Annotated in this window: 10 protein-coding genes; 4 read left to right on the plus strand and 6 right to left on the minus strand. The window is 73.4% G+C overall.

Annotation, left to right across the window (positions count from 1 at the left end; translation table 11 throughout):
• Positions 1-186: 186 nt before the first annotated feature.
• The 3 genes from ABD954_RS04360 to ABD954_RS04370 form a co-directional block, all read right to left on the minus strand.
• The gene (locus ABD954_RS04360) at positions 187-495 is read right to left on the minus strand and encodes a hypothetical protein (protein ID WP_345484417.1); all 309 of its coding nucleotides are present in this window, start codon (positions 493-495) and stop codon (positions 187-189) included.
• 115 nt (positions 496-610) lie between these two features.
• The gene (locus tag ABD954_RS04365; RefSeq protein ID WP_345484418.1) at positions 611-1,912 is read right to left on the minus strand and encodes a M14 family metallopeptidase; all 1,302 of its coding nucleotides are present in this window, start codon (positions 1,910-1,912) and stop codon (positions 611-613) included.
• Positions 1,909-4,020 (minus strand): Xaa-Pro dipeptidyl-peptidase, encoded by a 2,112-nt coding sequence (locus ABD954_RS04370; RefSeq protein ID WP_345484419.1) that lies wholly within the window; start codon positions 4,018-4,020, stop codon positions 1,909-1,911. Before ABD954_RS04370 ends, ABD954_RS04365 begins: the two co-directional genes overlap by 4 nt.
• Positions 4,021-4,225: 205 nt before the next feature.
• Between ABD954_RS04370 and ABD954_RS04375 the strand changes: the two genes are divergently transcribed.
• The gene (locus ABD954_RS04375) at positions 4,226-5,854 is read left to right on the plus strand and encodes a M1 family metallopeptidase (RefSeq protein WP_345484420.1); all 1,629 of its coding nucleotides are present in this window, start codon (positions 4,226-4,228) and stop codon (positions 5,852-5,854) included.
• A 65-nt stretch (positions 5,855-5,919) separates the two neighbouring features.
• On the opposite strand, the gene ABD954_RS04380 is transcribed toward ABD954_RS04375, so the two are convergent.
• Positions 5,920-6,483 (minus strand): GNAT family N-acetyltransferase, encoded by a 564-nt coding sequence (locus tag ABD954_RS04380; protein WP_345491956.1) that lies wholly within the window; start codon positions 6,481-6,483, stop codon positions 5,920-5,922.
• Positions 6,484-6,530: 47 nt separating this feature from the next.
• Between ABD954_RS04380 and ABD954_RS04385 the strand changes: the two genes are divergently transcribed.
• Positions 6,531-7,226, plus strand: a complete 696-nt coding sequence (locus ABD954_RS04385; RefSeq protein WP_345484421.1) for a TetR/AcrR family transcriptional regulator — start codon at positions 6,531-6,533, stop codon at positions 7,224-7,226.
• Positions 7,227-7,798: 572 nt separating this feature from the next.
• Here the strand turns inward: ABD954_RS04385 and ABD954_RS04390 are convergent.
• Positions 7,799-8,653 carry an oxygenase MpaB family protein gene (locus ABD954_RS04390; RefSeq protein ID WP_345484422.1) on the minus strand — a complete coding sequence of 285 codons (855 nt, stop codon included), beginning with the start codon at positions 8,651-8,653 and terminating at the stop codon, positions 7,799-7,801.
• A gap of 621 nt (positions 8,654-9,274) precedes the next feature.
• A complete protein-coding gene (locus tag ABD954_RS04395; protein ID WP_345484423.1) occupies positions 9,275-9,763 on the minus strand; it encodes a F0F1 ATP synthase subunit B family protein in 489 nt (162 codons plus the stop codon).
• Between the two features lie 183 nt (positions 9,764-9,946).
• Here ABD954_RS04395 and sph point away from each other — a divergent pair, with 183 nt between their 5' ends.
• On the plus strand, positions 9,947-10,939 hold the full coding sequence (gene sph, locus ABD954_RS04400; RefSeq protein ID WP_345484424.1) for a sphingomyelin phosphodiesterase: 993 nt from the start codon (positions 9,947-9,949) through the stop codon (positions 10,937-10,939).
• A gap of 264 nt (positions 10,940-11,203) precedes the next feature.
• Complete coding sequence (locus ABD954_RS04405; RefSeq protein WP_345491958.1) at positions 11,204-12,769, plus strand: MFS transporter; 1,566 nt, start codon at positions 11,204-11,206, stop codon at positions 12,767-12,769.
• Positions 12,770-12,803: the final 34 nt, after the last annotated feature.

Here is a 12,803-nt window from a genome sequence, read left to right on the forward strand (position 1 = left end):
GGGCATGCGGGGCATACCGGGCTGGGGCATGCGGTCCCCGGGACGAGCAGACCCCGGGACGAGCAGACCCCGGGACGAGCAGACCCCGGGACGAGCAGACCCCGGGACGAGCGCCCGCCCCGCGGGCCTGGGCCCGGCGGGCGGGCGCTCGGGGCGGATCCGCAGGTTTCGCGGATCCGCGGGTTCCTAGCGCGGGAAGGGCTTCGCCGCCTCGTTGTCGCCGTCGATACAGGCCTTGATGCGGCGGTCGAGGGCGTCGGCGGTGGCGAGGACCCGGCGGGCCTCCGCCGTGGCGCCGAGGCGCTTCAGCTGGGCGGCCTTGTCGCGCAGCTGGCGGGACTGCTTGCGCATGTCCTCGACGTGGCAGGTGCCCGTCTTGCCGGCTGCCTGGGCCGGCGGGGCGGTCACGGCCTGGCCGAGCAGCAGGCCCCCGGCCAGCAGCGTCGTGGCGGCGAGAGCCGTGAGGGTGCGGCGCAGCGGCATCGCGTTCGTCATGAGTCACTCCAGGTGTCGGGCCATGACGGCCCGTCAGGCATGGTCAGTACCGGTGGGTAACCATAACCCGGAACGATCTTGGTTCTGGACCACGCCGACGCCGGTCACCAGGTCCTCAACACCTCTCCACAGGCTCTCCCCGCGTGATCCCGTACGCCGCCCGCGGGTCCAGCAGCAGGGCCACGAGGGCCCGTTGGGACTGCCGCAGCGGCACAAGGACCCCGTCGCCGTCCCGGCGCACGACGATGCCGTGCAGATCCAGCTCGTCGCCCGTATCCGCGTACTGAGCACCCGTCAGCCAATAGGCGCAGGGCGGGTCCTGGAGGATCTCGGAGGGTTCGGCCGGGTCGTTGTCGGCGCCGCCGAGGAACACGGGGCCCTGGTCGGCGAAGCCGGCGTGGCGGGCCCGGGCGGTGGCGGCCACGAGCCGGCCCCGGTGCTCGTCGAGATAGGCGAAGGCCCCTTGGAGGGCGGCCAGTTGGGTGGCGACCCGGCGCCGGTGGCTGAGGGACGGGTCCTTCTGCTCGGCCGGGTCCAGGGCGTCCTCGCGGGTCTCGACGAGCAGCCCGACGGCGTGCTTGATGCCGGCGGTGTTGCGCAGGATGCGTTCCTGGCCGTCGCCCGCGACCTGGCGGACCGGCTTGCCGGTGAGGGGGTCGGTCCAGATGCCGTAGATGCCGCTGTCGTAGCCGGCGCGTCCGGCGGCGGGCCGTACGTACGCCTCGGAGAGGGTGTGGGACTCGTCGTGGACGCGCGGGTCGGTGTTGAGGTTGCGCGGCCAGAGGGCGAGGAGGTCCTTGTCGTAGTACGGCGGGGTGGCGCCGTACTCGTGGAGGTCGTAGATCAGCTCGGGCCGCCGGTCGCGGACGAGCGCGGCCAGCGCGCGGCTTTCGGCGGTGCGCAGGGCGAGGTGGTCGCGGTTGACGTCGATGCCGTCGCTGTTGCCGCGCGTGTTCGCCTCCCGGCCGTCGGGGTTGGCGGTGGGGACGACGAGGACCGTGGTGCGGGCCAAAAAGCTCCGGGTGGTGTGGTCCCGGGCCCGGGCGAGGTCGCGCAGGGTGGTCAGACAGGCTTCGCGGCCCGCGGGCTCGTCGCCGTGCTGGGAGCAGATCAGGAGCACGGTGGTCGGGCCGGTGCCGACGGTGGCGAGGCGCAGCGGGCGCCCCTGCGCCGTGGTGGCGACGGTGCGGACCGTCAGGCGTGCGCTGCCCCGGTCGACGGCGGCGAGGAAGGCCGTCTCCTCGGCCTCGGTGGTCCACCGGGCGCCGCCGCTGGTCTCGAAGCCGGTGCGCGGCGCGGGCGGCTCGGCCGCGCTGCCGGCGGCCTCGGTGGGGGCGGCGAGCAGCGACAGGCCGAGGGCGGCGGCGCCCGCCGCCGCCAGGAGGGCGCGCCGGGGGCGGCGGAGGGTGCGGGTCATCGGGCCTCACCGGGGATCGGGGCGCCGGTGCGCGCGGGCGCGGCGGCGCCGGTCGGGGCGACACGGTGCTGAACGTCCGCGCCGGGCGGAAGGTCACCGGTCGGGCCGGGCCCGGCGGTGGCGCGGTGGAAGGCCACCGGCCCACCGAACAGGGGGACGGCGGCCCGGGTGCGGGCCAGGTCGAGGGTGAGGGTGGGCCGGGTCGACGGAGGGTCGAGCAGGCCCTTGTCGGTGCCGGCGACGATCAGGGCGAGCCGGTGTCCCGCGGGGACGACGTGGTCGGCGGCGGCGAGGTTCAGGGTGATCGTGTACGCCCGTCCGGGGGTGAGCGGCCGGCCCCTGCGGGGGTCCGCCCAGGTGCCGAGGTCGGCCCAGCCGCGGCTGACGACGGTGTGGGCGACGTCCGCGGTGCGTGCCCTCGTCTCCTTGTAGCAGGCGCTGTCGCCGTCGGTGCTCGCGCCCCAGCAGGTGCGTTCGGCGAGGGTGGTGATGCCTTCGCCGGGCTGGTGGTAGGCGCGGATGGTGTCGGGGCCGAGGTCGACCAGGACGGCGGTCAGATGGGCGGTGGCGGTGGTCGGCGTGGCCGTGACGGTGACGGTCGAGGCGCCGGAGATCCGCAGGTCACGAGTGAGGGGCCGGGTGGTGAAGGAGACCTTGGCGGGGGTGGAGCGGTCGGCGTCGGCGGCCCAGTCGAGCTCGTCCAGGGCCGGGTCGTCGGTGAAGGTCTCGGTGCTGCCGGGCGCGGCGGGATTACGGCCGAGGGTGCCGGTTCCGGGGGCGGCGCCGGGCGCGGGGCGGAGCACGGTGGGTGCGGTGCCGCGCGGCGGCCAGCTGCGGTCAGTGGTCCAGCGGTCCGGGGCGCGTTCGATGTCGGCCATCGGTTCGCGGTCGATGCCGTTGTCGTGACCGAGGAGGTAGTGGTCGAACCAGCGGTGCAGGGTGCGCACCCAGTCGGCGCGGCGGAAGTCGAAGGGGTCGACGTGTCCGGTCTGGGAGAGCCAGATCTTGCGCTCGACGCCGTGGGCGGCGAGGGCGTCCCACCAGCGGCCGAAGTGGTGGGCGCGGACGTTGAGGTCCTGCTGTCCGTGCACGACGAAGACGCTGGCCCTCACCTTTCCGGCGTCGGCGACGTGGTCGCGCTCGCTCCAGGCGGGGGTCCAGTCGCCGCTGTACGGGGTGGCGGCGGCGATGCGTTCCTGTACGGCCCCGCAACGGGCCCTGGCCTCCGGGCTGTTGACGTAGTCGGAGAGCCAGGTCGGGTTGGCGTCGTAGAGCGGGGCGCCCTGGGAGTGGAAGTAGTCGTACCAGGACGAGATCGCGCCGATCGGGACGATGGTGCGCAGCCCCTCGACGCCGGTGGCGGCGACTCCGTTGGCGACGGTGCCGTCCCAGCTCTTGCCGATCATGCCGACGTCGCCGGTGGACCAGTCGGCGCGGGCGGGCCGGTCTCCGGTGCGGGTGGTGTAGGCGGGGGCGCGGCCGTTCAGCCAGTCGACGACGGCCTTGGCGGACTGGACGTCGGAGCGTCCTCCGACGTCGTCGCAGCCGTCGGAGCGGCTGGTGCCGGCGAGGTCGACGGCGACGAAGGCGTAGCCGCGCGGCACGAAGTAGTTGTCGTAGAAGAGCGGGAAGCCGACCGGGTCTCCGTCGGCGTCATAGGTCTTCTTCTGTCCCTCGTTGCCGCGTCCGCAGCAGGCGTAGTACGGGCTGGCGTCCATGATGACGGGGATCCGGCGGCCGGCCGCGGCGGGCTCGCGGGGGCGGACGATGTCGGCGGCGACGCGATCGGGGCGGCCGTCGGCGTCCGCGTCGAGTCCGGTGTCGACCCAGACGGACTCGCGGACGGCGTCGGCGTACGAGTACACCGGCCGGGACTCGGGGACGCTCACCGGCCGCGACCCGGGGACCGACGGCGGCCGCGACCCGGGGACGGTCACCGGCCGCGACTCGGGGACCGACGGCGGCCCCGCTGCCAGGGCCCCCTGAGGGCTGATCAGGACCGCGGTGAGGGCGGTGGTGAGGGCGGCCGCCGCGAGGGCGGCCAGGGGGCTGCGCGACGAACGGGCTCCGCGGCTTCTCCGCACACGTACCGGCACAGGTATCGGCATGGGCGGAACGTACTCCGGTCGCCTCCCGCGCAAAAGAGCGCCTCGACGGGCGAGCGGTACGCGTGGTTCGTGTCGGCCGAATGGCGATCATGTGACAGGCGGTGCTCTGGACGTGACGGGGTGTCGGAGCGCTGAATAGTGTCGCCAAGGACCGACCGACGACCACCCGTGCGTCTTCGCGATTCTCACGACTTGGGGAGCACCTGTGCACCGCAGACTCATCGTTCCGAGCGCCCTCGCGGCCTCCCTGCTGCTGGCGATCCCGGCATCGGCGGCCGACTTCAAGCCGGGCGCGCCGGGCATCGGCGACTCCTACTACCCGAACAGCGGCAACGGCGGCTACGACGTCTCGCACTACGACCTGCGGCTGAAGTACCAGCCGGCGACGGACCTGCTGGAGGGCACGGCGACGATCGTCGCCACCACCACGCAGAACCTGTCGCGCTTCAACCTGGACCTGGGCCTCAAGGCCGGCGAGGTGCGGGTGAACGGCCGGGTCGCGAAGTTCAGGGCCGGCGGCGACCACGAGCTGGAGGTCACCCCGGCCGTCCCGCTGGAGAAGAACAAGTCCGTGACGGTCGTGGTCCGTTACGCGGGCAAGCCGTCCGAGCTGAAGATCGGCGGCTGGACCGCCTGGCACCGCACCCCGGACGGCGGCGTCGCGGCCCAGGAGCCGGACTCGGCCGTCTGGTGGTTCCCGTCGAACGACCACCCGCTGGACAAGGCCACCTTCGACGTCTCGGTCCTGGTGCCGGACGGCACCCAGGCGATCAGCAACGGCGTGCTGCAGTCCACGTCCTCGCGCCTCGGCTGGACCCGCTACAACTGGCGCTCCAACAAGCCGCAGGCGACATATCTGGCCACGCTGGCGGTCGGCAAGTTCGACATCACCACGGACAAGACGGCGGCCGGCCTGCCGGTCCTCAACGCGTACAGCAAGGATCTCGGCGACAACGCGGGCTCGGCGCGCGCGTCGATCGAGCGGACCGTCGAGGTCGCCGAGTGGCTGGAGTCGGTCTTCGGACCGTACCCCTTCAACTCGCTGGGCGGTTACGTGCCCAACGTGACCAGCGGCTACGCCCTGGAGACGCAGACCAGGCCGTTCTACAGCCCGCGGCAGTTCGCGAACGGCGCGAACGTGTCGGTCGTCGTGCACGAGCTGGCCCACCAGTGGTACGGCGACAGCGTGTCCGTGGCCGACTGGAAGGACATCTGGGTCAACGAGGGCTTCGCCCGCTACAGCCAGTGGCTGTGGTCGGAGAAGGAGGGCGAGGGCACGGCCCAGGAGATCGCCGACTACGTGTACCAGACACGGGCGGCGGACGACCCGTTCTGGACGGTGAAGCCGGGCGACCCGGGCGCCGAGGACCAGTTCCACATCGCCGTGTACGACCGGGGCGCGCTCGCCCTCCAGGCGCTGCGCAACGAGATAGGCGACGAGGACTTCTTCGCGATCCTCAAGGGGTGGCCGCAGGAGCACGCCTACGGCAACGCCTCGGTGGCCGACTTCGTGGGGTACGCGGAGCGGGTCTCGGGCAAGCCGCTCACGGCGCTGTTCGACACCTGGCTCTACCAGCCGGTGAAGCCGTCCGCCCCGACGGCGACGGAGGCCGGGATCGCGGCAGCGCCGGGCGCGCGGACGGCGGGCCCGGCGGCTTCGGCCGGTTCGACGGGTTCGACGGCGGTCGCGAAGCCGGCGAAGCCGGTGCAGCCGAAGTCGTGGAAGAAGATCGCGGAGACGAACACGATCCACGACCACGAGGACCGCGACGGCGGGCGCGGGCCGGAGTCCGGGCACTCCACCGGGGACGGGCACGGGCACGGCGCGCACTGACGCACGCCGGCGCGCCGGGTGGCGCCCTCGGACCGCGGTCGGGCGGTACGGGGGCGCCGCTTCCGTCAGCGGGTGGTGTCCGCGCGGCGGTCGCGCCATTCGCGGGCGAGGACCGCCCACAGCTGCTGGTCGTGGCGGACCCCGTCGTAGGGCCACACCTCGCGTCGTACCCCTTCGAGGGTCATGCCGAGCCGCTCGGCGACCGCGGCACTGCGGTCGTTGCCGGCCCGGCAGAGCCATTCGGCACGGTGCAGCCCGCGCTCGACGAGGGCCCAGTCGAGGAGGACCTCGCAGGCACCGGTGACGAGACCGTGCCCCTCGGCCGCGGGCTCCAGCCAGCAGCCGAGCTCGCAGGTGCCTCCGGCGGCGTCGAAGCCGGTGAACATGACGCCGCCGACCAGCGTGCCCTTCCGCCAGATCCCGAAGAGCCCGCCGCCGTCGGCGGCCCGGCGCTCGCCGTAGCGCACGAGGGTGCCGCGGGCCCCTTCGAGACCGGTGGTGACGAAGCCCTGCCCGACCCACGGCCGGATGTGCTCGCGGGCCCGGTCCAGATGGGCGGCGAACTCCTCGGCGTGCCAGGTCTCGAGCGGCCGGAGCTCTGCGTCGTCCCGCAACGGGAGGGAGAACATGGGGACCCCATTCACACAACAAGCGTTATGACTATTACGGTAGCAGCATGCCACGTACCAAGGGCGACCACGAGGCCCGGCGCCGCGAGGTGTCCGAAGCGGTCTGGCGCGTCCTCGCCGCACACGGCTTCGACGGCCTCACGCTGCGCGCCGTCGCCGCCGAACTGGGCGCCACGACGGGCCTGTTGACCCACTACTTTCCGGCCAAACGCGATCTGGTCGCCCACGCCCTCGACCTGCTCGACGAGCGCACCGCCGCCCGCCCGCGCCGCTCCGCCGGCCAGGGCCTGGCCGCCGTGCGGGCCGCCCTGCTCGACATCCTGCCGCTGACCGCCGAGGCCACGGCGAGCAACCGCATCTGGGTCTCCTCCTGGGACACCGCGCTCGCGGACCCCGCCCTGAGCGAGGGCCACGCGGGCCGGTACGCACGCAGCCGGGACCGGCTCGCCCAACTGGTCGCGGCCGCCCAGGAGACCGGCGAACTGCCGCCCGGCGACCCGGCCCGCCTCGCGGCCGGCGCGCAGGCCTTCACCCTCGGCCTGGTGGTCCAGGCGCTCTTCGACCCCGCCGCCTTCCCGCCCGAACGCCAGGTCGCGCTCCTCGACGACTACCTGACCTCCTTGGCGGGCGGGCCGCCGGGGAGCGGGGCGCCGCGGGTGCGGCCACCGCAGGGCGGGCAGCCACAGGAGGGGCAGCCACAGGAGGGGCAGCCGCAAGAGGGGCAGCCGTCGAGCGGACCGTGACCGAGCGGGCCGCGAGCGGAGGGGCCGTGACCGGGCGGGCGCGGAGTAGGGGCCGGGCGGGCGCGGGGCCGTGACAGGGCAGGCGCGGGGCCGTCACCGGGCGGGCGCGGAGGAGGGGCCGGGCGGCGGGATCGGCTCCTGCGAAACGGCCCACGCCGCACCAGGACCGGAACGCACCGGCACCGGCACCCGCACCGACTCCCGCACCGGCCGCGGGGCGTGGCCTGCACCGGCATCCGGGCACCAGGACGATTCGGCGCCGGCACCCCGCCACGTGATCCGTCGCTCTCCCGGGTCGCCCTCCCCCGGGCTCCGGCGCCGCGGGGACGGGGGCCGTCCGGCCGGGCCCTCGTGCCGTGCGGCATCTGCGGGCGTTCCGTCCACGACCCCTGCGCGCGTCGCACACCTCCGCGCCCATCCGGCGGCGGCACGGCGGCCGCTCGCCGACGGGCGGACCCGCGGAGTCACTTCCTCCGGGCCCTACGGCTACGGGAAGCGCTTCGAGCTCGTCCCCGTCGACTTTCCGACGGGCCGCCGTACGCCGACGGACCGTGGCCGCCGGTACGCGGACGTCATCGCCCGGGACGGGCCGCCGCAGCGCCGCCCCGGGCCGCCCGGCGGGCCTGCCGGGCGAGCGGCAGGTAGCGCAGCCGCTCGGGGAGCACCGGCACCACGATGCGTACGACCCGGGTGAAGCGGCGCAGCCGCCGTTCCTGCTCCTCGGTCCACCGAAGACCCAGCGCGGCGCGGGCGTCCGGAGGCATGAGCCCGACGGTGAGGAAGGCGCGGGCCCGCAGGAACGGGCGCCGCAGCACCGGCCACAGCGCCTTGAGGGCGAGCCGTACGGGCAGCGGGCCCCGGTCCGGTGCGGGCACGGGCACATCGGTGGCGACCAGCTCGCGGACGACGGCGGTGGCCTCCAGCTCCTCGTCGAGGACGCGGCGGTAGTACGGCCAGAACTCCTCGATCGTCCCGGGCATGTCCCGGTCGTGGATGCCGAGCACCCTGCCGACCTCGAGCCACTCGGCGTAGAGCTGCCGTTCCTGGGCGGCGGTGAGGGGGCGGAAGAGGTAGCGCAGGCCGTGGTGGTAGACGGGGAAGCCGGTGGCGTGGACCCAGGCGTAGTTGGCGGGGGTGAGGGCGTGGTAGCGGCGGCCGCGGGTGTCGGTGCCCTGGATGCCCTTGTGGAGCGCGCGGAGCCTGCGGCCCTCCTCGGCGGCCGCCTCGCCGCCGTAGATCCACAGCTGGAGCGAACGCAGGGACCGCTCGCCGCGGCCCCAGGGGTCGGTGCGGAAGACGGAGTGGTCGTCGACGCCGGCGCCGACGGCGGGGTGCGCGACCTGCAGGGTGAGGGCGGCGGGCAGCATCAGCAGGGCGCGGACGTCTCCGGCGAGGGTCCACAGGGCGCCCCCGACGGGCGGCGGCACGGGCTCCGCCCGCCCCGAGGACCGTAGCCCCGACCGCTCGGGACCGGCGGACGAGGTCCGGGCGTCGTCGGCCTGAACCGCGTCGCGCGGAGCGGGGCCGGTGGGGCCCGGATCGGTGCGAGGCTGGTCGGCGGGAACGACGTGGCCGGGGATCCGGTCGCCCGGGGTCACGTCGGTCCGCGGCTCACCGGCCCGCGCCGGGCCGGTCGGGGCCGGGCGGTACGAGGCTCATCGGTCGGATCCGCACCGCTCCGAGCCGCACCGCTCGGGACCACGCCGGTCCGCGGCTCACCGGCCCGCGCCGGGCCGGTCGGGGCCGGGCCGGTACGAGGCTCGTGGGCCAGAGCCGCGTCGCTCGGGGCCGGAGCCGTCGGCGTCGCACCCGTCGGCATCGTGCCGGCCGGGGGCGTGGCCGTCGGCGGGGTGTCGGGGGTCGGGGGCTGCTGGCGGGGCATCGGGGCGTACTTCCTCACGCGGTCGTCTCTACTCAGGCTGCCGGGGCCCGGCTCGGCGGGCAAGGCGCCGGGCGGCGGTGCCGGACCGGGCGCGGATACGACGCGGGGCCGCGGCCCGGGCGTGATGGCCCGGGGCGCGGCCCCGTACGGGTGGGTGCGCGGTGCGTCAGGAGCGCTCGGCGCCGACCGGCTCGCCGACGATGCGGCCGGCCAGGGCACGGGCCCAGGCGTCGACGTCACCGGCGAGGTCACGCTCGGCGGCCTCGCGCTCGACGGCGATCTGCTCGTGGCCGGAGGCGAGGATGGCCTCGCGCTCGCGCACGCCCTCGGCGCGGGCGGCGGCGATGGCGGCGGCGCCCTCCTCGGTGGCCTGGGCGCGGATGCGGGCGGCGTCGTGGCGGGCCTCGGCGAGCTCGGCCTCGTACTGGGCGCGGATGGCGGCGGCCTCGGAGCGCAGGTCGTCGGCACGCTCGGTGCCGCCGTCGATGGCGTCCTCACGCTCGGCGAGCGTGCGGTTGATCTTCGGCAGGATTCCCTTGGCCAGGATGAGGAAGGTGAGGCCGAAGAGAACGGCACCCAGGATGAGCTCGGCCCAGACGGGGTTGAGCGGGCCCAGGTCAGTAGGGAAGATCTGCGAGTTCTGCGCGAGGGTCATGCGCGCATCCTACCTGGTCGCAATCGTCGCAATTCAGGCAGATGGCGGGCGACGGGCGGAGAGTTGGCGTGTTTGTGCGAGCCGCGCAAGATTCGCGGCATCCAATGGCTACCGGAAGGTAACCACGCCTGATTTGATGTGCGGCGCCCGGTCCAACCCCCCACTCTTCCTTGGGAGTTCACAGTGCCGTTCGCCGCGCTCCGCCGCATCCCCGGCGCAGCCCTCTCCGTCGCGCTCGCCGCGGCCACCCTGACCGCGACGGCGCCCGCCGCCTCGGCCGCCGAATCCGGGACCGCCGCGACCCCGGCACTGAAGGTCCTCACGTACAACGTGTTCCTGTTCTCCAAGAGCCTCTACCCGAACTGGGGCCAGGACCACCGGGCCGCCGCCATCCCCCAGACCTCCTTCTTCCAGGGCAACGACGTCGTCGTGCTCCAGGAGGCCTTCGACAACTCCTCCTCCGACGCCCTGAAGGCGAAGGCGGCCGCCCAGTACCCGTACCAGACGCCGATCGTCGGCCGCTCGACCTCGGGCTGGGACGCCACGGGCGGCGCCTACTCGGCCACGACGCCGGAGGACGGCGGCGTGACGCTGCTGAGCAAGTGGCCGATCGTGCGCAAGGAGCAGTACGTGTACAAGGACGCCTGCGGTGCCGACTGGTACTCGAACAAGGGATTCGTCTACGCCGTGCTCGACGTCAACGGCACCAGGGCCCACGTCGTCGGCACGCACGCCCAGTCGACGGACCCTGGCTGCTCGGCGGGCGAGGCGGCGCAGATGCGCAGCCGGCAGTTCAAGAACATCGACGCCTTCCTCGACGCCAAGAACATCCCGGCGGGTGAGCAGGTGATCGTCACGGGCGACCTGAACGTGGACTCGCGCACGCCCGAGTACGCCACCATGCTCGCCGACGCCGGCTTGGTCGGCGCGGACGCCCGCACCGGTCACCCCTACTCCTTCGACACGGAGCAGAACTCGATCGCCCGCGACCGCTACCCCGACGACCCCCGCGAGGACCTCGACTACGTCCTCTTCCGCGCCGGCCACGCCCGCCCGGCGACCTGGACGAACCACGTGGTCCTGGAGCAGAGCGCGCCCTGGACCGTCTCCAGCTGGGGCACCCGCTATACGTACACCAACCTGTCCGACCACTACCCGGTGGTGGGCGGCGCCTAGGCTCCCCTGCCTGAATCCCCACACGAAAACGCCCCCTCTCGCGCTCGCCGCAGCGCAGGAGGGGGCGTTTTCTTCATGCGCCACACCCCTCTCTGTCGAATTTCCCGAGGGCACAGAATTCTCCACCACGCAAATCCCGTGGAGGGGCATATATTTCGTTCGGTCGCAATAGCGCCGGAGAGGAAATCGAAAATTGACAGCGGCACGGGGCCTGCTTATGGTCCAGTCGTTCAGATTCCCGCCGAACGATTTCCGAAGGTGTTCATGACCACGCCTCCCACGTTGCCGAAATCCAGGCAGCGGCTGATTCTCTCGGTTCTCATGATGTGTTCGCTGCTGATCTGGCTGGACAACACCGTCCTGAGTACGGCACTGGAGACCCTTGCCGACCCGGTTCGTGGACTGGGGGCCGATCCCGGTCAGCTGCAATGGGCCACCGGTGCCTACACGCTGGTCTTCGCGACGCTGATGTTCACCGCGGGCGCCTTGGGCGACCGGTTCGGTCACCGGACCGTGTTCTCCGCTGGGCTGGTGGTCTTCGCCGCGTCTTCGCTGTGGGCGGCGTACGCCGCCGACGCGGGCCTGCTGATCGCGGCTCGCGCCGCGATGGGGGTGGGCAGTGCGCTGATCACGCCCGCCATGATGGCCATCCTCATGTGGACCTTCACCGGCCCCGCGCGGGCTGCCGCGATCGGCGTCTTCTCGACGTCGGCCGGTGTGGGAATGGCCGCGGGGCCGGTGCTGGCAGGGTTCCTGCTCGACCACTTCTGGTGGGGTTCGGTCTTTCTGGTGAATGTCCCGGTCGCCGTATCGGCGCTGATCGGCCTCGCCGTGCTGGTTCCGAATTTCCGCAGCCCCACTCCGCGCCCCCTGGATCCCGCGGGAATGCTGTTGTCGATCAGCGGACTCGTGGCCTTGGCCTACGGGCTGATCCGGGCGGGCCAGGTGACCGCGTGGAGCCGTACCGACGTCTGGGCGCCGATCGTCGCCGGTCTGGTTCTGCTGGCCGTTTTCGTCCTCGTCGAACTCAGGGTCAAGGTGCCCGGCTTTGATCCGCGGCTGTTCGCACGACGGGCATTCGCCGGCGGCAACGCGGCGCTCGGACTGCTGCTTCTGGGCGTGGCCGCCATCACTTTCTACAACGCCTTCTATCTGCAAGGAGCGCTCGGGTACTCACCGATGAAGGCGGGTCTGGCGAACATCCCCACCGCGTTCGGCGCGCTCGTCGGCGCGCCGCTCGCCTCGCGCCTGGTGCGCCGCCTGCCGCTGCGCCTCGTCGCCGTGCCGGCGCTCACGGTGGCCGCGCTGACCATGGGTGGATACGCGTTTCTCGGGCTCCAGACGCCGCTCGTCTGGATCGAGATCCTGTTGCTGGTCCAGGGGCTGTCGATCGGCATGGTGATCGGACCCGTCACGGCCGCGATGATCAGCGATCTGCCGTTGGAACAGGCCGGTGCGGGATCGGCCGTCACCAACACCGTGCGGCAGACCGGCAGCGTGATCGGCATCGCGGTCGGCGGCACGATCATGTCGATCGTGTACCGCCGGGCGATCGAACCCGCGCTGGAGGGCATGCCCGGCCCGGTGCAGGAGCAAGCGCGCGTCTCCGCCGAACAGGCCCGCCACGTCGCCACCGCTCTCCACGAGCCCGCCCTCGCCCAGGCCGCGGACCGCGCGTTCCTCCACGCGATGCACGTCGGCGCGGCCTGGGTCACGGTCGTCGCACTCCTTGGAGCGGCCGTACTGCTGATCACCTCGCCCCCTGCCGGAAAGCCGAAGAACCACCCGCTACCGGAGCCGGACCGCGAAGAGGCCCGAAGCACCGCCTGAGAGCCTGATACCGCGCCGGGCCCATCCGGCGACG

The organism is Streptomyces roseoviridis (assembly GCF_039535235.1).
GTDB classification, from domain to species: Bacteria; Actinomycetota; Actinomycetes; order Streptomycetales; family Streptomycetaceae; genus Streptomyces; species Streptomyces roseoviridis.